Origin of the sequence: Corynebacterium sputi DSM 45148, assembly GCF_000427865.1 — a bacterium.
GTDB classification, from domain to species: Bacteria; Actinomycetota; Actinomycetes; order Mycobacteriales; family Mycobacteriaceae; genus Corynebacterium; species Corynebacterium sputi.
Map to the genome: position 1 here is coordinate 35,086 of NZ_ATYV01000010.1, position 18,348 is coordinate 53,433.

Annotated in this window: 24 protein-coding genes; 14 read left to right on the plus strand and 10 right to left on the minus strand. The window is 61.5% G+C overall.

Annotated elements, in window-relative coordinates; translation table 11 throughout:
• Positions 1 to 285: 285 nt before the first annotated feature.
• The 3 genes from tuf to YWU_RS0106280 all read left to right on the plus strand — a co-directional run bounded on the left by tuf (position 286) and on the right by YWU_RS0106280 (position 3,026).
• Positions 286 to 1,476: an elongation factor Tu gene (gene tuf / locus YWU_RS0106270; RefSeq protein ID WP_027019799.1), complete on the plus strand. Its 1,191-nt coding sequence runs from the start codon at positions 286 to 288 to the stop codon at positions 1,474 to 1,476.
• 314 nt (positions 1,477 to 1,790) lie between these two features.
• Positions 1,791 to 2,279, plus strand: a complete 489-nt coding sequence (locus tag YWU_RS0106275) for an NUDIX domain-containing protein (RefSeq protein WP_027019800.1) — start codon at positions 1,791 to 1,793, stop codon at positions 2,277 to 2,279.
• 6 nt (positions 2,280 to 2,285) lie between these two features.
• On the plus strand, positions 2,286 to 3,026 hold the full coding sequence (locus YWU_RS0106280; protein ID WP_027019801.1) for a hypothetical protein: 741 nt from the start codon (positions 2,286 to 2,288) through the stop codon (positions 3,024 to 3,026).
• Between the two features lie 229 nt (positions 3,027 to 3,255).
• On the opposite strand, the gene YWU_RS0106285 is transcribed toward YWU_RS0106280, so the two are convergent.
• The 8 genes from YWU_RS0106285 to YWU_RS0106315 all read right to left on the minus strand — a co-directional run bounded on the left by YWU_RS0106285 (position 3,256) and on the right by YWU_RS0106315 (position 10,129).
• Entirely contained in the window at positions 3,256 to 4,233 is a 978-nt protein-coding gene (locus YWU_RS0106285) for an ABC transporter substrate-binding protein (protein WP_027019802.1), read from the minus strand.
• 37 nt (positions 4,234 to 4,270) lie between these two features.
• Positions 4,271 to 4,516, minus strand: coding sequence for a P-loop NTPase family protein (locus tag YWU_RS18430; RefSeq protein ID WP_051260114.1), 246 nt, complete (start codon positions 4,514 to 4,516; stop codon positions 4,271 to 4,273).
• On the minus strand, positions 4,513 to 5,802 hold the full coding sequence (locus YWU_RS15525; protein WP_051260115.1) for an ABC transporter transmembrane domain-containing protein: 1,290 nt from the start codon (positions 5,800 to 5,802) through the stop codon (positions 4,513 to 4,515). The genes YWU_RS18430 and YWU_RS15525 overlap by 4 nt, the downstream gene beginning before the upstream one ends.
• A 77-nt stretch (positions 5,803 to 5,879) precedes the next feature.
• The gene (locus YWU_RS17490; RefSeq protein ID WP_276201920.1) at positions 5,880 to 6,602 is read right to left on the minus strand and encodes an SIP domain-containing protein; all 723 of its coding nucleotides are present in this window, start codon (positions 6,600 to 6,602) and stop codon (positions 5,880 to 5,882) included.
• Between the two features lie 84 nt (positions 6,603 to 6,686).
• Positions 6,687 to 7,073 carry a siderophore-interacting protein gene (locus YWU_RS18590; RefSeq protein WP_027019804.1) on the minus strand — a complete coding sequence of 129 codons (387 nt, stop codon included), beginning with the start codon at positions 7,071 to 7,073 and terminating at the stop codon, positions 6,687 to 6,689.
• 21 nt (positions 7,074 to 7,094) lie between these two features.
• Positions 7,095 to 7,940, minus strand: coding sequence for an ABC transporter ATP-binding protein (locus tag YWU_RS0106305; RefSeq protein ID WP_027019805.1), 846 nt, complete (start codon positions 7,938 to 7,940; stop codon positions 7,095 to 7,097).
• A 15-nt stretch (positions 7,941 to 7,955) separates the two neighbouring features.
• On the minus strand, positions 7,956 to 9,074 hold the full coding sequence (locus YWU_RS15535) for a FecCD family ABC transporter permease (protein ID WP_051260116.1): 1,119 nt from the start codon (positions 9,072 to 9,074) through the stop codon (positions 7,956 to 7,958).
• On the minus strand, positions 9,074 to 10,129 hold the full coding sequence (locus YWU_RS0106315; RefSeq protein WP_027019806.1) for a FecCD family ABC transporter permease: 1,056 nt from the start codon (positions 10,127 to 10,129) through the stop codon (positions 9,074 to 9,076). Before YWU_RS0106315 ends, YWU_RS15535 begins: the two co-directional genes overlap by 1 nt.
• Positions 10,130 to 10,814: 685 nt before the next feature.
• Between YWU_RS0106315 and rpsJ the strand changes: the two genes are divergently transcribed.
• Genes rpsJ through rpsQ form a run of 11 tightly spaced genes read left to right on the plus strand, consistent with a single transcriptional unit; the run spans position 10,815 to position 15,979 of the window.
• Positions 10,815 to 11,120 (plus strand): 30S ribosomal protein S10, encoded by a 306-nt coding sequence (gene rpsJ, locus YWU_RS0106320; protein ID WP_003938093.1) that lies wholly within the window; start codon positions 10,815 to 10,817, stop codon positions 11,118 to 11,120.
• 29 nt (positions 11,121 to 11,149) lie between these two features.
• Complete coding sequence (rplC, locus tag YWU_RS0106325) at positions 11,150 to 11,806, plus strand: 50S ribosomal protein L3 (protein ID WP_027019807.1); 657 nt, start codon at positions 11,150 to 11,152, stop codon at positions 11,804 to 11,806.
• The gene (rplD, locus tag YWU_RS0106330; protein ID WP_027019808.1) at positions 11,803 to 12,453 is read left to right on the plus strand and encodes a 50S ribosomal protein L4; all 651 of its coding nucleotides are present in this window, start codon (positions 11,803 to 11,805) and stop codon (positions 12,451 to 12,453) included. Before rplC ends, rplD begins: the two co-directional genes overlap by 4 nt.
• Positions 12,453 to 12,758: a 50S ribosomal protein L23 gene (rplW, locus tag YWU_RS0106335; protein WP_027019809.1), complete on the plus strand. Its 306-nt coding sequence runs from the start codon at positions 12,453 to 12,455 to the stop codon at positions 12,756 to 12,758. The genes rplD and rplW overlap by 1 nt, the downstream gene beginning before the upstream one ends.
• Positions 12,759 to 12,796: 38 nt before the next feature.
• Positions 12,797 to 13,639, plus strand: a complete 843-nt coding sequence (gene rplB, locus YWU_RS0106340; RefSeq protein ID WP_027019810.1) for a 50S ribosomal protein L2 — start codon at positions 12,797 to 12,799, stop codon at positions 13,637 to 13,639.
• 14 nt (positions 13,640 to 13,653) lie between these two features.
• Positions 13,654 to 13,932, plus strand: a complete 279-nt coding sequence (gene rpsS / locus YWU_RS0106345; RefSeq protein ID WP_013241207.1) for a 30S ribosomal protein S19 — start codon at positions 13,654 to 13,656, stop codon at positions 13,930 to 13,932.
• Positions 13,933 to 13,934: 2 nt separating this feature from the next.
• On the plus strand, positions 13,935 to 14,297 hold the full coding sequence (rplV, locus tag YWU_RS0106350) for a 50S ribosomal protein L22 (protein ID WP_027019811.1): 363 nt from the start codon (positions 13,935 to 13,937) through the stop codon (positions 14,295 to 14,297).
• The gene (rpsC, locus tag YWU_RS0106355; RefSeq protein WP_027019812.1) at positions 14,297 to 15,046 is read left to right on the plus strand and encodes a 30S ribosomal protein S3; all 750 of its coding nucleotides are present in this window, start codon (positions 14,297 to 14,299) and stop codon (positions 15,044 to 15,046) included. The genes rplV and rpsC overlap by 1 nt, the downstream gene beginning before the upstream one ends.
• A gap of 5 nt (positions 15,047 to 15,051) precedes the next feature.
• Positions 15,052 to 15,468 carry a 50S ribosomal protein L16 gene (rplP, locus tag YWU_RS0106360; RefSeq protein ID WP_027019813.1) on the plus strand — a complete coding sequence of 139 codons (417 nt, stop codon included), beginning with the start codon at positions 15,052 to 15,054 and terminating at the stop codon, positions 15,466 to 15,468.
• A complete protein-coding gene (gene rpmC, locus YWU_RS0106365) occupies positions 15,468 to 15,704 on the plus strand; it encodes a 50S ribosomal protein L29 (protein WP_027019814.1) in 237 nt (78 codons plus the stop codon). Before rplP ends, rpmC begins: the two co-directional genes overlap by 1 nt.
• Positions 15,701 to 15,979 (plus strand): 30S ribosomal protein S17, encoded by a 279-nt coding sequence (rpsQ, locus tag YWU_RS0106370; RefSeq protein ID WP_027019815.1) that lies wholly within the window; start codon positions 15,701 to 15,703, stop codon positions 15,977 to 15,979. The genes rpmC and rpsQ overlap by 4 nt, the downstream gene beginning before the upstream one ends.
• A 102-nt stretch (positions 15,980 to 16,081) precedes the next feature.
• Here rpsQ and YWU_RS0106375 read toward each other — a convergent pair whose 3' ends face one another.
• Both YWU_RS0106375 and YWU_RS0106380 read right to left on the minus strand, forming a co-directional pair.
• Entirely contained in the window at positions 16,082 to 16,672 is a 591-nt protein-coding gene (locus YWU_RS0106375) for a PepSY domain-containing protein (RefSeq protein ID WP_156892738.1), read from the minus strand.
• 893 nt (positions 16,673 to 17,565) lie between these two features.
• Complete coding sequence (locus YWU_RS0106380) at positions 17,566 to 18,147, minus strand: PepSY domain-containing protein (protein ID WP_027019817.1); 582 nt, start codon at positions 18,145 to 18,147, stop codon at positions 17,566 to 17,568.
• Between the last annotated feature and the right edge of the window lie 201 nt (positions 18,148 to 18,348).

Consider the following 18,348-nt stretch of genomic DNA (forward strand, 5'->3'; position numbering starts at 1 on the left):
TCGCTGTGCACCACTTGATAGAAGTGGTGTGCAAGCCGGCCGTTACTCCGGCCCCCCAGTCAGCCCAGCTGGGTGGGGACGTCCCCTGCTTTGGATGTTCAGTTTGAAATGAACCTGTGACATCCCTAGTATTGGGAAACTGGCACAGTAAATCTGTCCACGCACGTTTTTTTCCCGATGATCGTTAGGTCTGTGGCCCGTGTGGCCAAGGGGTTGAAGGTGCGCGGGCACCACAAAACCGTGGCTGCGAAAGTCGTAGCCACCATGACGTCCAGGAGGACTACAGTGGCGAAGGCGAAGTTCGAGCGTACGAAGCCGCACGTTAACATCGGCACCATCGGTCACGTCGACCACGGCAAGACCACCACCACGGCTGCCATCACCAAGGTTCTGGCTGACAAGTACCCGGACCTGAACGAGTCTTTCGCTTTCGACGCCATTGATAAGGCGCCGGAGGAGAAGGAGCGTGGCATCACGATCAACGTCTCCCACGTTGAGTACGAGACCGAGAAGCGTCACTACGCACACGTCGACGCTCCGGGCCACGCCGACTACATCAAGAACATGATCACCGGTGCTGCTCAGATGGACGGCGCGATCCTCGTTGTCGCCGCCACCGACGGCCCGATGCCGCAGACCCGCGAGCACGTTCTCCTGGCTCGCCAGGTTGGCGTTCCTTACATCCTCGTTGCACTGAACAAGTGCGACATGGTTGACGATGAGGAAATCATCGAGCTGGTCGAGATGGAGATCCGCGAGCTGCTCGGCGAGCAGGACTACGACGAAGAAGCTCCGATCGTCCACATCTCCGCTCTGAAGGCTCTCGAGGGCGACGACAAGTGGTCCGAGGCCATCGTCGAGCTCATGCAGGCTGTCGACGACAACGTTCCGGACCCGGTTCGTGAGAACGACAAGCCGTTCCTGATGCCGATCGAGGACATCTTCACCATCACCGGCCGTGGCACCGTTGCCACCGGTCGTGTTGAGCGTGGCTCCCTGAACGTCAATGACGAGGTCGAGATCCTCGGCATCAAGGAGAAGTCCCAGAAGACCACCGTCACCGGTATCGAGATGTTCCGTAAGCTTCTCGACTACACTGAGGCTGGCGACAACTGTGGTCTGCTGCTCCGCGGCACCAAGCGCGAGGACATCGAGCGCGGCCAGATCATCGCGAAGCCGGGCGCTTACACCCCGCACACCGAGTTCGAGGGCTCCGTCTACATCCTGTCCAAGGATGAGGGCGGCCGCCACACCCCGTTCTTCGACAACTACCGTCCGCAGTTCTACTTCCGCACCACCGACGTCACCGGCGTCGTGAAGCTGCCGGAGGGTGTCGAGATGGTCATGCCGGGAGACAACGTTGACATGTCCGTCACGCTGATCCAGCCGGTCGCAATGGACGAGGGCCTGCGTTTCGCTATCCGCGAGGGTGGCCGTACCGTCGGCGCCGGCCGCGTCACCAAGATCACCAAGTAAATCTGGTGCTCTAACTGCCCGGACCTTTCGCGGTCTAGGTGGTGACAGGGAGTTCGCAAGAATCTCCCAAGGCTAAAGAGAGCCACTTCCCGTTTTCGGGGAGTGGCTCTCTTTTTATGTCTGGGCACGCCCCCGGCACCAGGAGTCTGCCCATTGCCCTCTGTTCGTACCTCACGCACCCTCTGTACGTTGCTGATCCGAGATCGAAGTGCAACGAGTACAGGGTGAAGGCCCTACGTTGAGAGGGCGGTGGCGGGGCACTTGCCCTTAGTTCCGCAGGTAGGCGAGAAAGCTGCCACTTGTAGGGTAGGCCCATGGCAACTCCCGACTTCATCCTGGCGCTTCGCGAGAAAATCGGTCACGAGATGCTCTGTCTTACTGGAGTTACAGCCGTTGTGGTCCGTGGAGAGTACGTTCTCCTCGTTGAGCGGGCAGACAATGGCATGGTGACCCCGGTGACCGGCATCGTCGACCCCGGTGAGCAACCCTCGGCCGCCGCCGAACGTGAGGTCGCAGAGGAAGCGGGCATTACTGCCGTCGCCGAGGCCCTTGTCTCAGTGCGTGCACTCCCACCCGCGGCCCACGTCAACGGCGACCGCGCGCAGTACCTCGACATCGTATTTCGTTGCCGCGTCGATAGCCCCGATGAAAATCCGTACCCGGCAGATGGCGAGAACACCCGCGCATGGTGGTGCCCGATCAGTGAACTGGAAACATCCGGACTGAATGAGGACATGTTTGGTCGCATTCGCGTCGCTCTGGAGCACGGGGAGTCTGCCCGTTTCGTCCGACCCCTAGACTGACTATCTATGAACGATCCCACTCGCATCGCGCCAGTTCTCGACGAATTGCGCGCGACCTGGGAGGCCCAGCCGGACCTGTCCTTGTCAACGTTGTTCGCGATGCTTGAGACCCGCGGTATCGGCTGGGGCACCGACGACGCGGTGCTTGTGCAGGAACTACAAGAAATGCGTCGGGATAATCCGTCGGGGATCTCCGGGTATTCGATTGAGGGGGCTCAGAATGCACCGGCAGGTCCGGCGGCGGCGAATGTCATCTCCGCCAGATATGTCGTGGAGACCGAATCCCCGGCATACCGCATTACGGTCGACCCGGTCCGGGTCAGCGTGCGGCGCCCGGAGGCGAATTCTCAGCCGGGGGTCTGGACCTATGAGCGCATCCGCACTTGCCGGGTGGGTTCCCCGCTGACGGTCGTCGATGCCGGCGGCACCGACCATCGCCTTGGGGTGGTTTCGAGAATCACCCTGCTTAACGACGCCCCCAGCCCTCACTCCCCACCACCCCTCACAGGAATGACACGAACGTCGGTGGGGGATCAGGTCTTCTACCTCGTATTCGAGGGCGGAGACACAGCCCTGCTGGACCATGGGTTAACGCACTTCTCTGTGAGTCTGCGGGAGGTCGAGCCGGTTCGGTATCGCTGGAAGAAGATCATTGTCGGCGAGGTAGGGGAGGAGCTCGCTCTGCGGAAGGCAGATGGAGGTGTGGGGACTTTTGGCGTCGTAAAGCGTATCGAAGTCCTGGAGTGACCCCATTGGTTAACCCGCGACCTCCGTACGCAATCCCACGTGCAGCACTCTGCCCCCTTTTCATTTTCTCCCGGTAACACAGATACCTCTTTTGAATATCCATCAATGATGACTGAAACGCGAAGGTGCAGGTCAGCGGCGTCTGTGGGGCTGAGTGTAATCGCGAAAAGGAGGCAGAGTGGAAACGGGGCAAAACGAAATGGGGGCAGAGTCAACCAGAGGGGGCGGGCTACCTATTCTGCAGGTCCTCCAGGGCAGCCTCGAACTGATCGAGGGAATAGAAAGCGTCCGTGTAGCCGGCAACGGTCATCTTGCCCCATGGGAACAAACGGTCATTCTCGGCGGCGGGCAGGGACTCAAACAGGGAGTTGGCCAGGAGCGCATCGATGAGTTCGTCGGTCTCACCAAGAAGGTTCGTGGAGTACAGCAGTACATCTGCGTCGCCGAGTACTGAGCCGAGTTCTTCGAAAGAGAATGTGTTCTCGGCGCCGGGGGCGTCGGCGACAGCAGCGTCTTCGTCCTCGGACCAACGCACGCCGATCGGGGTGAGGATCTCACCGACCATGCTCGTGGAGCCCATGGCGTAGAACTCCTGCGGGTTGTAAGAGCCGACGATTCCGAAGGAGTACTCCTCGAGGACCTCTGCGTAGGACTCTGCGATCTCAGACTGACGGGCCTGGAAGTCAGCGTCGAGCTGCTCGGCCTCTTCGGTGTGGTTGATGGCGTCGGCTACCTCGGAGACGCGGTTCTGCCAGTCGCCGCGCTTCTCACTTCCATGGGAGTAGACGTAGGAGGGGGCGATCTCACGGAGTTGATCGTTGACGGCACTGTCGAAAACGTTGGGGATGAGGATCAGGTCTGGCTCAAGAGAGGCGATCTCTTCGATGTTGGGTTTTTCATCGTCGAGAACGATAGGGACGTTGTCGAGCTCCGTCTCACGACCTTCTGGCAGCAGACCGGGGCGGTAGGCGCCCTGTCCGACGAGAGTGACTCCTAGATCGAGAACGGACTGTGTTGCGGAGAAGTTTAGGGCGATGACTCGCTGGGGGTCTTCGGGGACTTCCACTTCGGTGCCCTCTGAGTCGACGACTGTGCGGAAGCCATCGGCCGCCTCAACATCAGCGGAATCGGAGGAGCAGGCCGCAAGTACGGTGGCTGCGGCGAGTGCGCAGGCCAGCATGGCCTTGCGCGGAGAGAGAACCTTCAATGTTTTTCCTTCCAGTGGGGAAATGACAAGAAATGCTTTACGACGCTGACCACGCCGTCCACAGGCGCCCATACGCACCGGCGGCGGAGACAAGATCGTCATGGGTGCCCTGTTCGGCGATGACGCCATCCTCGAGCACGATGATGCGGTCAGCGGTGGAGCTCTGAGACAGCCGGTGAGCGATCACGAGAGCACAGCGGTCGGTGGTGACGACGTTGGATGCCCGGTCGAGAAGCCCTGCATCAGCGGTATCGGTGTCCGCGGTGGCTTCGTCGAGAATCACAACCTCCGGGTCGCGGAGGAGGGCCCGTGCCAACGCCAGGTGCTGGGCTTGGGCTGGGGCGAGGGTGTGATTGCCGTCGGGGCTGCGAGGGCGAGGTTCTCTCGTACAGTGCCGATGAAGATGTGGGTCTCTTGGGTCAGAGTCGCGACGGATTCGGCCGGCACCCCACGGTGCAGCGTGCCAGAGGTCGGTGCGGAAACACCGGCGATCAACGAGGCCAGCGTCGACTTTCCGGATCCGCTGGAGCCCACCACCGCCACGGTCTCGCCGGGGTTGAGCAACACAGAGACGTCGCGCAGCGCAGGCGAGGGGGCAGACGGATAGGTGAAGGTGACGCCGTCGAGGGAGATGAAGGATTCAGATGCCGGTGGCTCAGATTCTTGCTCTCGCATATCGATCACACCGACTAGTCGACCGAGCGCTGCCAGCGCTGCCTGCAGCTGGTCCATCACCATGAGCAACGCCTGCAGTGGAGCGATGATCCGCTGGAAGAGCAAGGCTGCGGTGGTAACAGCACCGGCGGTCGCGATGTTTTCGGTCGCCAGCCACACACCGACAGTGAGCACCGTGAGAAGTCCGATGCCTTGGGCTGCGTTGATTCGACCCCACAGGCGGTTCTGCATGATACGGGCACGCATGGACCAGCGCACTTTCTGCCAGGAGGAATCAGCTATCCGATCCATCTGCTTCTCGTTGGTACCAAGGGCAACGACGGTGTCCAGATTGTCGAAGGTCCCCAGAATGTGTTGTCCGCGGACCGACTCAACCTCACGCTGAGTGCGATAGACCTGCGGCGCATTGTGCGCGTACCAGCGGATAGTCAGTGCGTAGAGGGGAATGATCACTAAGAATGCGAGGAAGAAACGCCAGTTCAGGCTCGCTGCGGTCGCGGCGATCAGGATGATGGTGAAGATCGAGACAAACACCTGCGGCACCACGTCCGGGAGAGACTGAGAAATCTTGGCGATGTCGTCGGAAGCGCGGGTCACTACGTCTCCGGTGCCAGCCTCTTCCACGCGGGAGCGGGGCAGCGAGAGTGCGGAGTCCACGAAGTCCTCGCGCAGGTCCGCGATGACGGACTCCATGATGCGAGCCAGCAGCACGAATCCCGCCCAGGTGAACAGGCCTGCTCCGACCGCGGCGCCGACGAGAGCGGCAACCAGCCACCAGAAGTCGACGGTTACGGCGGATTCGTCGAGGATCTCGTCCACGACGCGGCCGATCACGAGAGGGACGACCAGTGCGGTGGCAGCCTCCAGGAGGAAAATGGCGAGTACGCCAGCCATAGCCAGACGGCGTCCGCGCAGTAATGCCCATAGGCAGGCGAAGACTCGGCGGGGGCCGGCGACGGGAAGTTGGTTGGTTATGAATCTTCCCCGATCACTCGGTCGGCGATCGCACGGAACGCCGGTGCTGAGGTGATGACGATGGTTGTGAGTCCTCGTCGACGCTCGTACAGCCGCTCCGCGATGAGCGCCTCGGTCACCGCGTCAACGGAAGTGGTGGGATCAAGAAGAACAAGAACCGGAGGCTCGGCGGCGATGCCGCGGGCCAAGGCGATGCGTCGCCTTTGACCACCGGACAGTTCTGTTGCGCCGTCTCCGACCTGGGTATCAACGGGCAGTTCAGACACGGCGGCGACCTCAAGCGCGGCCTCGGCAACTGCGAGATCGGCGCTGGCGTTGCTCCCAACGGTTCCAGCAAAAATGCCAGGCCGGTGCGGCAACACTGCGACGTGTGAGCGCAACTGATGTGGGTCGACCGTGGTCAGCGGAACGTCATTGAGCGCGACATCGGATTCGCGCTGCAAGGTAAGCGCGTCAGCCAATGCTGCGGCAGCAGACTGGGGGATGTCCATGACGAGGAATTCGCCGGTGGCGAGGAGAGCGTCGTAAAGCAAAGTGGTGGTGCCAGCCTCAGCTCCGTGGCGCACTAGCCACGTGAGCTCCACGCCCTCAGGCACCGTCAGATCCTGGCGGTGCTCATCCTGCTCAACCTCAATGAAGACCTTGCCGCGCGCGCCGGCGGGCCACTGCTCCAGCCACCGGCCGATGGCGGGAAGCGCGGTCTCGTCACCGATGACCAGGGTCCAGACGGCTCCCTATGGGTGAGTGGCGCAGGACTTCGGTCCTGCAATCTGCATGACGTCACCGGGAGCTGCCTTGCGCGCTCACGATGTCGCTGGGCCGACTCCGTGCACCACGAAGTCCACGTCCAACTCGCCGTGATCACCGGCGTCTGTGCGCCAATCCCGGACCGTGTACGTACGCAGGAGCATGTGCTTGTCGCCTCGCGGCCAGTTGAGGACCCCGTCTGCCTGAGTCGGGCCGACGGCCACGTCCACGTCGGGATGCTTGATGAGAACCTTGAACTCATCATCAAAACCGTCAGAGATGAACTGCTGTACGGGGAAACCATTCTCGGCGGTGTGAGCCTTCAGCTGCTCGCCGCCGAGGGTCACGCGCTGCATCCCGGGAGTTACTGCCTCGGTCCTGATCACCTCCAGGAACCGGGTGGTGATCGGCAGGATCTGGATCGGACGCAGGCTGCGTGCCATGAATGTGTCTCCTAGGTGGTGTTAGTCGGGATCGCCAGCGGCGGTCGGCGGATCGATCGTGGCGGTACGGGGGTCCAGCGGTACGACGGTTGGGGTGCCCATCACCGGATCCGGGGTGATGATCGCCGGGAGTCCGAAGACGTCGTGGATCAGTTCCGCGGTGAGCACGTCCTGGGGAGCTCCGGTGGTGACGACCTCGCCGTCCTTCATGACGATGAGGTGGTTGGCGTACCGAGCCGCCTGATTGAGGTCGTGCAGCACGGTGACGATGGTCTTGCCGCCCTCGTGGAAGCTCCGGAGAATTTCCATCAACTCGTACTGGTGGGCGATGTCCAGGTAGGTCGTCGGTTCGTCGAGAAGCATGATCGGGGTCTGCTGAGCCAGCAGCATGGCGACCCACACGCGCTGGCGCTGACCGCCGGAGAGCTCATCGACCAGGCGTGAGGACAGCTCCGTCAGCCTAGTTGCGGCCAAGGCCCGAGCGACTGCGTATTCGTCGGACTCGCGCCACTGCTGGACCAGGTTCTGGTACGGAGCGCGGCCACGGGCGACCAGGTCAGCGACGCGAATGCCGTCCGGTGCGATGGACGTCTGGGGGAGTAGCCCAAGTTCGCGAGCCAGTTCCTTGGGCTTGTAATCGCCGACGTTCTTACCGTCGAGAAGTACTGAGCCTCCCGACGGCTTGAGCACACGCGAGAATCCACGCAGCATCGTGGAGTTACCGCAGCCATTGGGGCCGATGATCGCAGTGAAGGAATTGTCCGGGATTTGGACGGTCAGACCAGTCGAGATGGTGCGCTTGTCGTAACCGATCGTCGCATCATCCATCTGGAGACGGGACGACCGCGGGGGAGTGGAGGTTGTCATGAGAGGGATGTCCTTCTAACGGATCGTGCCGGTGTTGTACTGACGGCGTGCTTCACGGATGAGCAGCCAGATCATGTAGCAACCGCCGATGGAGACGGTCAGCAGTCCGACTGGGATTGTGCGGTAGAAGCTGGCGATGACCAGCGAGGCGAGGTGGGCGATGTTCAGCAGTGCCGCGCCCATGCAGGCGGCAGGCAAGAGGCTCACGCCTGGGGTCCTGGTCAGTCGGCGGACGATCTGCGGCGCGATGAGCGCGATGAAGCTAATCGGGCCGGCGGCGGCAGTGACCAGTGCGGTGGTGGCCACGCCGGTGACCATAAGGGCCAGGCGACGCGGGTTGACCTTAAATCCCAGGGTCGTCGCTGCGTCGTCGCCCATCTCCATGAACTGCAGGGAGCGGGACAACAGCATCGCGCAGACCACAATGACCGCGGCGATGATCATCGAGGGAATCAGCGACGCCCAGGACACGCGGTGGATGGAGCCTGCGCCCCAGAACCCGACGACCATGGCATCTTCCACGTTTGCCCTGGTGATCAGGTACGCATTGAAAGAGTTCAGCATCGCGGAGATAGCAATACCGACGATGATCAGCCGGAATCCCTGCACACCTTTGTTCCACGCCAGCACGTAAACAGCGAAGGCAGTAATAATGCCGCCGATGATTGCAGCACCGGCGATCGACCAGTACTGGGTGCTGCCGACAACGAGGATGATCAGCACGACGGCGGTGTACGAACCTGCGTCAAAACCGATCACGTCCGGGGATCCCAGCGGGTTGCGGGTCAGCGACTGGAAGATCGCGCCGCCGATGCCGAGGAGAGCGCCGAACAGCACTGCAGCGATCGCGACCGGAAGTCGCCACTCACGGACAATCAATTGGTGGAACTTTTCGCCCTGGCCGACCAAGGCGGCAAGGACATCGCCCAGACTGAGCGGGTAGTCACCGAGAGTGATCGCGACGATGGACGAGCCAATCCCGATGAAAAGAAGGATCGCGGACACCACGATCACACGTACGGGAATGCGTAAAGACAGCTTCCCGACGCGCACCTTTCTGCTCCCATACCCAAAGTCAACGGAGGAAGTCGCGTCCGGGGTAGAGGTCCCGGTACCGGTTGTTGAGGTAGTCATCAGAGGCCACTCGCCTTCTTGCGTCGAACCAGGGCGATGAGCACAGGTGCACCGATGATGGCGATGACGATGCCCACTTCGATCTCGCCGGGCCGCGCGATCACGCGGCCGAGGATGTCGGCTGCGACGACCAGCGCCGGAGCTGCGAGCGCCGAGTACAAGATGATCCAGCGTTGGTCGGGGCCGACGACCCAGCGCACGACGTGCGGGATCATCAGACCGACGAAGCCGATACCGCCGGTGAGCGCTGTGCCACCGCCGGCCAGCAGGGTGACGGCGATGATGCCGAATACGCGGGTGCGCCCGACCTTTGTGCCGAGCGAAGCTGCGAGGTCATCACCGAGTGCGATTGAGTTCAGAGATCCTGAGAGCAGGATCGCGATGATCAATCCGGCAATGAGGAACGGTGCAACGGATGCGGTATCGCTGATGGAGGTGCGGGCCACCGAGCCGAGGTTCCAGTTGCGCACGGCTTCGAACGTGTCCGGGTCGATCAGCGTCAGGAATGTGGTGACGCCGCCGAGCACAGCCGCGAGGGCCACACCGGCCAGTACCAGCGTGATTGGGTTGGCATTGCCACCGGCGGCGATGCCGATCATGTAGACGATGACAGTCGCGGCAGCTGCCCCGATGAAGGCGAACCAGATATACCCGGAGATACTGCCAATCCCGAAGATTCCGATACCAACTGTCACGGCGAATCCGGCACCGGCGTTGACACCAAGGATGCCTGGGTCTGCCAGGGGGTTGCGGGTTAAGGCTTGGATGAGCGCGCCCGCGACACCAAACGCGGCTCCGACAATAAGAGCGGTGATGGTGCGTGGGATGCGCATGTCCCACACGATGATGGATGCCTCTGAGTTGTCCCGGTTAGGCATGCCACTCCACACCGCGTCAAAGGGCAGTGGATTAGCGCCGAACGCCAGGCTGGCGAGGCAGACGAGAACGAGAGTCGCCAGAATGCCCAGCAGGCCCAATGCACGCCGGCGATATAGGGAAGGGCTTTTCCTCAACGCTGCCTGTTGTTTGGCCTCGGCGGTGAGTGTTGTCGTCATGAAGTTCCCGCTTCTCGGGGTATACGGACATGGATGACTCGCGTTCGGCCTTCTGAGCGCAGACGAGAGCAGGATGAAACTTAGCTAAGGCTAAAGTTAAAAACTAGACGTTGCGTAAGAGCTTAAGGGGAGGGGACCCTCGGGAGTGGTTGGGGCGCTGAATATGTGATCTGTGTCGCCCGGGGAGAAAAGGTTTGAAAAGTGTGGGCGGGGCGTGATTAAATACCAGGGTTGCTTTAACACGGCGCGTTGCCGAGTCATGTCAGGCCTACGGGAACCGGCAAAGATGAAGACGGGCGCGACGATGGTGAAGTGAGCATGGACGGTCAAGTTCATTCCATCTTTCGTGGGGTGATCAGACTTTCTGCGCGGTAGGGCGTGCGACACGCCCGGCCGCGGGTACCGGAATCGTTCATGGCAAATAAACAGCGGCAGTAGGCGAGGAGCCCCCACGCGGGGGAATTGTCCCTCCCGGCGAGTTATACGAGCAGACGTAACCGAGATCTCAGGATCGCGGCACGTGGTTCGTCCTCTCACCACGGCGCTGTAGCGCCATGGATGATGACGTACCGCACCACACGGAGCACATAACAAGCCATCGGCTGGCGCTGGCCATAGAGACCGGCGACAGGTTGACAATAAAGGGAACCGCCCGAAGGGGCGCGTGACCGAAGAGAGGACAAGCGTGGCGGGACAGAAGATCCGCATCAGGCTCAAGGCCTACGACCACGAGGCGATCGACGCATCTGCGCGCAAGATCGTCGAGACGGTCACCCGTACGGGCGCTCGCGTGGTCGGCCCCGTGCCGTTGCCCACCGAGAAGAACGTGTACTGCGTCATCCGCTCGCCGCACAAGTACAAGGACTCGCGGGAGCATTTCGAGATGCGCACTCACAAGCGCCTCATCGACATTCTCGACCCGACGCCGAAGACCGTCGACGCGCTTATGCGCATCGACCTTCCGGCGAGCGTCGACGTCAACATTCAGTGAGCCTGGGCAAACGCAGCGGAGACTAGAACATGAGTGAAATCGAGATCAAGGGCATCCTGGGCACCAAGCTCGGCATGACCCAGGTCTTCGACGAGGAGAACCGGGTTATCCCGGTCACCGTCGTCGAAGCCGGGCCGTGTGTCGTAACCCAGGTTCGCACCAAGGACAATGACGGCTATGACGCCGTCCAGATCGCCTACGGCGAGATTGACCCCCGTAAGGTCAATCAGCCGGAGGCAGGCCACTTCAAGAAGGCTGAAGTTACCCCGCGTCGTTACGTCGCGGAGATCCGCACCGCGGATGCTTCCTCCTACGAGGTTGGCCAGACCGTGGGTGTCGACTCCTTCGGCGACATTGAGTTCGTCGACGTGACCGGCACCTCCAAGGGCAAGGGCTTTGCCGGTGCTATGAAGCGTCACGGCTTCTCCGGTCAGGGTGCCTCCCACGGTAACCAGGCCGCGCACCGTCGCGTCGGTGGTATTGGCGCCTGCGCCACCCCGGCACGTGTCTTCAAGGGCAAGCGCATGGCCGGCCGTATGGGTAATGACCGCGTCACTACCCAGAACCTGAAGATCCAGAAGATCGACGCAGACTCCAACCTCATCCTGATCAAGGGTGCGGTTCCGGGCGTCCGCGGCGGCCTCCTGGTTGTCAAGACTGCTGTGAAGGGTGGTGCTCACGCATGACCAACCTGAAGTTGGACGTACAGACCGCTTCCGGCGACGTCAACGGCTCCGTCGAGCTGCCTGCAGAGGTGTTCGCCGCTGAGGTGTCGACCGCTCTGATGCACCAGGTCGTCGTTGGCCAGCTGGCTGCCGCACGACAGGGAACGCACAAGACCAAGACCCGCGGCGAAGTCCGTGGTGGCGGTCGCAAGCCGTGGCGCCAGAAGGGAACCGGCCGTGCTCGTCACGGTTCGACTCGTTCCCCGATCTGGTCCGGCGGTGGCGTTGCCCATGGTCGCGTTCCGCGCGACTACTCGCAGCGCACCCCGAAGAAGATGAAGGCTGCCGCTCTGCGCGGTGCCCTGACCGACCGCGCTACCCACAACCGCATTCACGTGGTTGAGGAGCTCGTCACCGGCCAGACTCCGTCGACCAAGTCGGCACGCTCCTTCATCGAGCGCATCACTGACCGCAAGTCCGTGCTGGTCGTTCTTCCCCGCGAAGACGTCACCGCATGGAAGAGCGTCAACAACCTGCCGAACGTGCACGCACTGTCTGAGGATCAGCTCAACACCTACGACGTGCTGAAGGCCGACGACGTCGTCTTCGCTGTCCAGGCGCTGAACACCTTCATCGCCCGTGCCACCGGCTCGGAAGAGGAGAAGTAATGGCCACCATCGCTGATCCCCGGGACATCATTCTCGCCCCGGTCGTGTCGGAGAAGTCCTACGGACAGATGGAGCAGAACGTTTACACGTTCCTCGTCTCCCCCGACGCGAACAAGACCCAGATCAAGATCGCGGTCCAGGAGATCTTCGGCGTCAAGGTCGCCGGCGTCAACACCGTCAACCGTGAGGGCAAGCGCAAGCGCTCCCGCACCGGTTTCGGTCGTCGCAAGGCCACCAAGCGCGCTTACGTGACTCTCGCAGCTGGCAGCGATCCCATCGACATCTTCGGCGGTTCGGCTGCCTAAGGGCGAGCCGACGAGGAAGTTAAAGGAAGAGCAACAGCATGGCTATTCGTAAGTACAAGCCGACTACGCCGGGTCGCCGCCAGAGCTCCGTCTCCGAGTTCAGCGAGATCACTCGCTCCACTCCGGAGAAGTCTCTGCTCCGCCCGCTGTCGAAGACCGGTGGACGCAACGTTCACGGTCACATCACCACCCGTCACAAGGGCGGTGGACACAAGCGCCGTTACCGCGTCATCGACTTCCGTCGTAATGACAAGGACGGCATCACCGCCAAGGTCGCTCACATCGAGTACGACCCGAACCGTACCGCCAACATCGCGCTGCTTCACTACGCAGACGGTGAAAAGCGCTACATCGTGGCACCGCGCAACCTGAAGCAGGGCACCATCGTCGAGTCCGGTGCGAACGCGGACATCAAGGTTGGCAACAACCTTCCGCTTCGCAACATCCCGACTGGTACCACCATTCACTGCGTCGAGCTGAAGCCGGGCGCCGGCGCTCAGCTCGCACGTTCTGCCGGTACCTCGATCCAGCTCCTGGGTAAGGAAGGCAAGTACGCAATCCTGCGTATGCCGTCCACCGAGATTCGCCGTGTTGACGCGCGCTGCCGTGCCACCGTCGGTGAGGTCGGAAACCAGGACCAGATCAACATCCGCTGGGGCAAGGCTGGCCGTATGCGTTGGAAGGGCTGGCGCCCGACCGTTCGCGGTGTCGTCATGAACCCGGTTGATCACCCGCACGGTGGTGGCGAAGGCCGCACCTCCGGTGGTCGCCACCCGGTGTCGCCGTGGGGCCAGAAGGAAGGCCGCACCCGTCGCCCGAAGGCTTCGAGCAACCGCATGATCGTTCGTCGTCGTCGTACCAACAAGAACAAGAAGCGCTAAGGAGGGAACAGAGAATGCCACGTAGCCTCAAAAAGGGCCCGTTCGTCGATGAGCACCTCCTTGCGAAGGTCGACGCTCAGAACGAAAAGGGCACCAAGCAGGTCATCAAGACCTGGTCCCGCCGTTCCACGATTCTTCCCGACTTCATCGGTCACACCTTCGCCGTCCACGACGGTCGCAAGCACGTGCCGGTGTTCGTGGATGACTCCATGGTCGGCCACAAGTTGGGCGAGTTCGCCCCGACCAAGACCTTCAAGGGTCACATCAAGGACGACAAGAAGGGACGTCGATAGCCATGAGCGAAACCGTCACCTCTGCCCGCGCCACCGCGCGTTTCGTCCGCACCTCTTCGCTGAAGGCTCGCCGCGTGCTGGACACCATCCGCGGCAAGTCTGTCTCTGACGCACTTGCGATTCTGGAGTACGCCCCGCAGTCGGCTTCCGAGCCGATCGCCAAGGTCGTCGCTTCTGCTGCTGCTAACGCGGAGAACAACTTCGATCTCGACCCGCGCACGCTGGTCGTCTCGGAGTGCTGGGCCGACGAAGGCCCGACCATGAAGCGGTTCCGTCCGCGTGCTCAGGGTCGAGCCTTCCACGTCCGCAAGCGCACGAGCCACATCACCGTGGTCGTCGAGAGCCAGAAGGGAAGTGCTCAGTAGTGGGCCAGAAGATTCAACCCCACGGCCTCCGGCTGGGAATTTCGTCCGATTGGCGCTCCCGCTGGTACGCCGACAAGCAGTACGCAGACTACGTTGCCGAGGACATCAAGATCCGCGATCTTCTGTCCACCGGCATGGAGCGCGCAGGCATCTCCAACGTCGTCATCGAGCGCACCCGTGACCGGGTTCGCGTCGACATTCACACCGCCCGCCCGGGCATCGTGATCGGTCGTCGTGGCGCCGAGGCCGACAAGATCCGTGCGAAGCTCGAGAAGCTGACCGCCAAGCAGGTCCAGCTCAACATTCTTGAGGTCAAGAACGTTGACGCTGACGCCAAGCTCGTCGCTCAGTCTATCGCCGAGCAGCTCACCAACCGTGTTGCCTTCCGTCGTGCGATGCGTAAGGCGATTCAGTCCGCCATGCGTCAGCCGCAGGTCAAGGGCATCAAGGTTGTGTGCTCCGGTCGTCTCGGCGGTGCCGAGATGGGCCGCACCGAGCGCTACCACGAGGGTCGCGTCCCGCTGCACACCCTGCGTGCGGAGATCGACTACGGCACCCACGAGGCCCACACCACTTTCGGCGCCATCGGCGTCAAGGTGTGGATTTACAAGGGTGACGTCATCGGTGGCCGCCGTGAGTCCGAGATCAACGCTGGCAACGACCGCGGTCGTCGCAATGACCGTCGTGGCGGCAACAACCGCCGCGGTGGCCCGCGTCGCCAGCGCGCCTCTGAGAAGAAGGAGGGCTAGACAATATGTTGATGCCGAAGCGCGTCAAGTACCGTCGCCAGCACCGTCCCCACCGCTCAGGCCTTTCCAAGGGCGGCAACCGTGTGACCTTCGGCGACTACGGCCTTCAGGCCCTGGAGCCGGCGTACATCACCAACCGCCAGATCGAAGCCTGCCGTATCGCCATCAACCGCCACGTTAAGCGTGGTGGCAAGGTCTGGATCCAGGTTTACCCGGATCGTCCGTTGACCCAGAAGCCGCTCGGCGTGCGTATGGGTTCCGGTAAGGGCCCGGTCGAGAAGTGGGTCGCAAACGTCCGCCCCGGCCGCATCCTCTTCGAAATGTCCTACCCGGACGAGAAGATGGCCTTCGAGGCACTCAAGCGTGCCGGCGCTAAGCTGCCGGTCAAGACCCGAATTGTTCGGAAGGAGGATCAGTACTGATGTCGAACGGAATTCCCGCGCACGAGCTGCGCTCACTCGACCTTGACGACCTGGGCGCAAAGCTCAAGGAGTCCAAGGAAGAGCTGTTCAACCTCCGTTTCCAGATGGCGACGGGTCAGCTGACCAACAACCGCCGTCTCGGCGTGGTCCGCAAGGATATCGCCCGCATCTACACGGTCATCCGCGAGCGCGAGCTCGGCCTGTCCGCCGCACCCACCGACGGTGATGCAGCATGAGCGAGGAGAACATGAATAAGACCGAGGCTGGCGCCCGTAAGGTTCGCACCGGTTACGTCGTGTCCGACAAGATGCAGAAGACCATCGTTGTCGAACTCGAGGACCGCAAGCAGCACGCCCTCTACGGCAAGATCATGCGCCGCAACTCCAAGGTGAAGGCACATGACGAGACCGGGGAAGCCGGCATCGGCGACCTCGTTCGTATCGAAGAGTGCCGTCCGCTGTCTAAGGACAAGCACTTCCGTCTCGTCGAGGTCGTTGAGAAGGCTCGCTAGTTTCCACTAGTTGATGCCGGATCACACCTTGATCTGACAACAAGAACGCCCATCCCTTCGGGGATGGGCGTTCTTGTGCGTCTTGGGGAGTGTAGTGAGTCTCTAGTCGCGTTCGACGCCGATAACGTCGCCAGTCTCTGCGTCGATCTTCACCTCCTGCTCGCGATTGTCAGTGTCCACGACCGTGATCTCCCATACCCGGTCCCCAAAGTTGGTGCTCAGGTCTGCATCGTCCACAGTGCCGTCTACCTCACCCAGGGCAGTGTCCATCGCCTCGATGATGCTCACTGTGGGTGCAGGCTGCTCGTCATTGTCGAGGCTCTCCTCCCGCACCTGCAGGATGGATCCGTTGGCGAGGTCTACTTCGACCTCGGCGCCGGTGCCGTCTTCCCTCAACACGGTGACTTCTGCATCTCCGTCTTCGCGGTCCATGCTCAGACCGACTGCGTCACCTGGAACCTCCTCCAAAGCTGCTTCCACCACGTCTGCCGCCGAGAGTGCTTCGTCCGCTGAGGCGGTGTCTGTTCCTGTGTCGTCTGCGGAAGTCTCGGTGACCGTTGTGGTCGCAGTGTTTTCTGGCTGAGCGGAAGCCGTTTCGCCTCCGCTGCCGTCATTGCCACAGGCTGTCAAGACCAGTGTGGAGGCACCTAAAAGGGCCGGGATAAGCATTTTTTTCGAGCGCCAGGATGTCACTAGGTTCTCCTTCTAATTGCACGTACCGTGACCCCATGGATACCGGAATTTTGGGGGCTTGTGTGATCCTGGTCGCCGTCAGCGGCAGCTTGAAGGCCTTTGGAGGCCACGGGCCGGGTCCTTGTGCACGGCTAACAGCCCACCTTCGCGAGATGAGTTGTGTACCCTCTGACGCAGGATAGGCACGCGAGGTCCAACCATCATCGTATGGCGACCCCCTGAAATAGGGTGACTCTGGCTCATTCGTTGTTCTGTGAAGCCTCGAAGTGCGACGAATTGACGTACTTTTCTATTCGTGAAATGGCGGCATATGCAACTCTTTTCACTGTGAATCGCGCTAGCGTAATTACAAGGTATTTAAATGCGCGGCCTTTTGGCTCGGCATTCGCGCACGGGCAGAGCGTTTCGACGGTCAGAACCTTAAACCGAATAACTTAGGGGCAACTCTTGACGTCAAGTGAACGTAGCCTAATATGTAGTAAGCGCGTTTGTGATGTATGCATCGATAAACCAGTAGCATTAAGCAAACCTCGGGGAGGTACACGTGGAGCACGATCCGGTTCAATGCGATAGTTCTTCTTGTGCTGGGCCGTTCTGTGTGGGGTCGGTACCTGTTGAATCAAGTCCCTTTTATCGGGATGACGCAGGTGTCGGGAGTGGCCCTGCCGCCACAGCGCTTCGATGTGCAGCCCCCTCGTATCCACCATTTCTCGCTGGTTCCTGTCAGCGCGACTGGGTGAACGAGATGTGGGCGCAGGCTGACCGCGGGGCCGTGCCTCCTGCATAGGTTGAGGTGGCATTGCCATGAAAAACGCCCCGGTGTCTATCTCCACATCTGGAGACAGCTCACCGGAGCGTAGTCATATCGCCTGGTGGCGACTAGCAGGTGCGCCCTAGCGGGTGACCTCGAGAACTTCGCCGGTTTCAGCATCGATGTGGACGACCTCATGGCGGTCATCATCGGCTGCATCCTGGACGGTGACCTCCCAGACGCGGACGCTGTCATGGTGCCCCTCGTCGTCGGTCTCTGCGGCGTCACGATCGTGGTCCTCCGTCAGCTCGACGCGGTGGACGTTGCCTTCCACCTCACCCTCGGCGGTCTCGACCGCCTGGGCTGCGGTGACGGCGGTTGCCTCACGCTCGTGCTCGGAGAGGTCGCGGTCGCGCTTCTCCTCGACCTCGCCCGTCTCGCGGTTGACCTCGACCTCGACGGCATTGTCGCCCTCTGCCGGGCGAACATGGACGTGGTACTTGTCGTCGGTCTCCTCGGCGTGCACGACCTCGCCCGGCTCGTCAGCCAGCGCTGCGTCGATGGCGGCGGTCATGCCGACACCTTCGACGACCTCTTCAGTCTCGGTCTCCTCAGTGCCGTCGACTTCGGTGGTGGTCTGCGTGGTCTCGGTTGCGTTGTTTGTGGTGGTGTTGTTGTTGCCATCGTCACCACAAGCGACGAGAAGGAGAGCGGCAGAGCCCAAGGCAATGGGTGCGAAAATCTTCTTAATATTTAGCTCCTTAAGACGAAACGTTCCGACTGGGTCACTAATAACGGTACCTATTATTGCTGCTGTTCACGGCGCAATTTACGGTGGCGGGGGTAATAGGGGGCTATTTGCGCCATTGATTACTGTCAAGGCGCGACATTTCATCTCAGCCATATAATTATTTGTATTTTATGC

Excerpts from the sequence above, each read along its gene's own strand:
- YWU_RS15535 (WP_051260116.1), bottom strand. The coding sequence starts at position 9,074 with ATGACTACCTCAACAACCGGTACCGGGACCTCTACCCCGGACGCGACT.
- rpsQ (WP_027019815.1), top strand. The coding sequence starts at position 15,701 with ATGAGCGAGGAGAACATGAATAAGACCGAGGCTGGCGCCCGTAAGGTT.
- rplW (WP_027019809.1), top strand. The coding sequence starts at position 12,453 with ATGGCCACCATCGCTGATCCCCGGGACATCATTCTCGCCCCGGTCGTG.
- YWU_RS0106280 (WP_027019801.1), top strand. The coding sequence starts at position 2,286 with ATGAACGATCCCACTCGCATCGCGCCAGTTCTCGACGAATTGCGCGCG.
- rpmC (WP_027019814.1), top strand. The coding sequence starts at position 15,468 with ATGTCGAACGGAATTCCCGCGCACGAGCTGCGCTCACTCGACCTTGAC.
- YWU_RS18590 (WP_027019804.1), bottom strand. The coding sequence starts at position 7,073 with ATGGCACGCAGCCTGCGTCCGATCCAGATCCTGCCGATCACCACCCGG.
- YWU_RS0106315 (WP_027019806.1), bottom strand. The coding sequence starts at position 10,129 with ATGACGACAACACTCACCGCCGAGGCCAAACAACAGGCAGCGTTGAGG.
- rplB (WP_027019810.1), top strand. The coding sequence starts at position 12,797 with ATGGCTATTCGTAAGTACAAGCCGACTACGCCGGGTCGCCGCCAGAGC.
- rplC (WP_027019807.1), top strand. The coding sequence starts at position 11,150 with ATGAGTGAAATCGAGATCAAGGGCATCCTGGGCACCAAGCTCGGCATG.
- YWU_RS15525 (WP_051260115.1), bottom strand. The coding sequence starts at position 5,802 with ATGGCTGGCGTACTCGCCATTTTCCTCCTGGAGGCTGCCACCGCACTG.
- rplV (WP_027019811.1), top strand. The coding sequence starts at position 13,935 with ATGAGCGAAACCGTCACCTCTGCCCGCGCCACCGCGCGTTTCGTCCGC.
- rplP (WP_027019813.1), top strand. The coding sequence starts at position 15,052 with ATGTTGATGCCGAAGCGCGTCAAGTACCGTCGCCAGCACCGTCCCCAC.
- YWU_RS0106305 (WP_027019805.1), bottom strand. The coding sequence starts at position 7,940 with ATGACAACCTCCACTCCCCCGCGGTCGTCCCGTCTCCAGATGGATGAT.
- YWU_RS0106275 (WP_027019800.1), top strand. The coding sequence starts at position 1,791 with ATGGCAACTCCCGACTTCATCCTGGCGCTTCGCGAGAAAATCGGTCAC.
- rpsS (WP_013241207.1), top strand. The coding sequence starts at position 13,654 with ATGCCACGTAGCCTCAAAAAGGGCCCGTTCGTCGATGAGCACCTCCTT.
- rplD (WP_027019808.1), top strand. The coding sequence starts at position 11,803 with ATGACCAACCTGAAGTTGGACGTACAGACCGCTTCCGGCGACGTCAAC.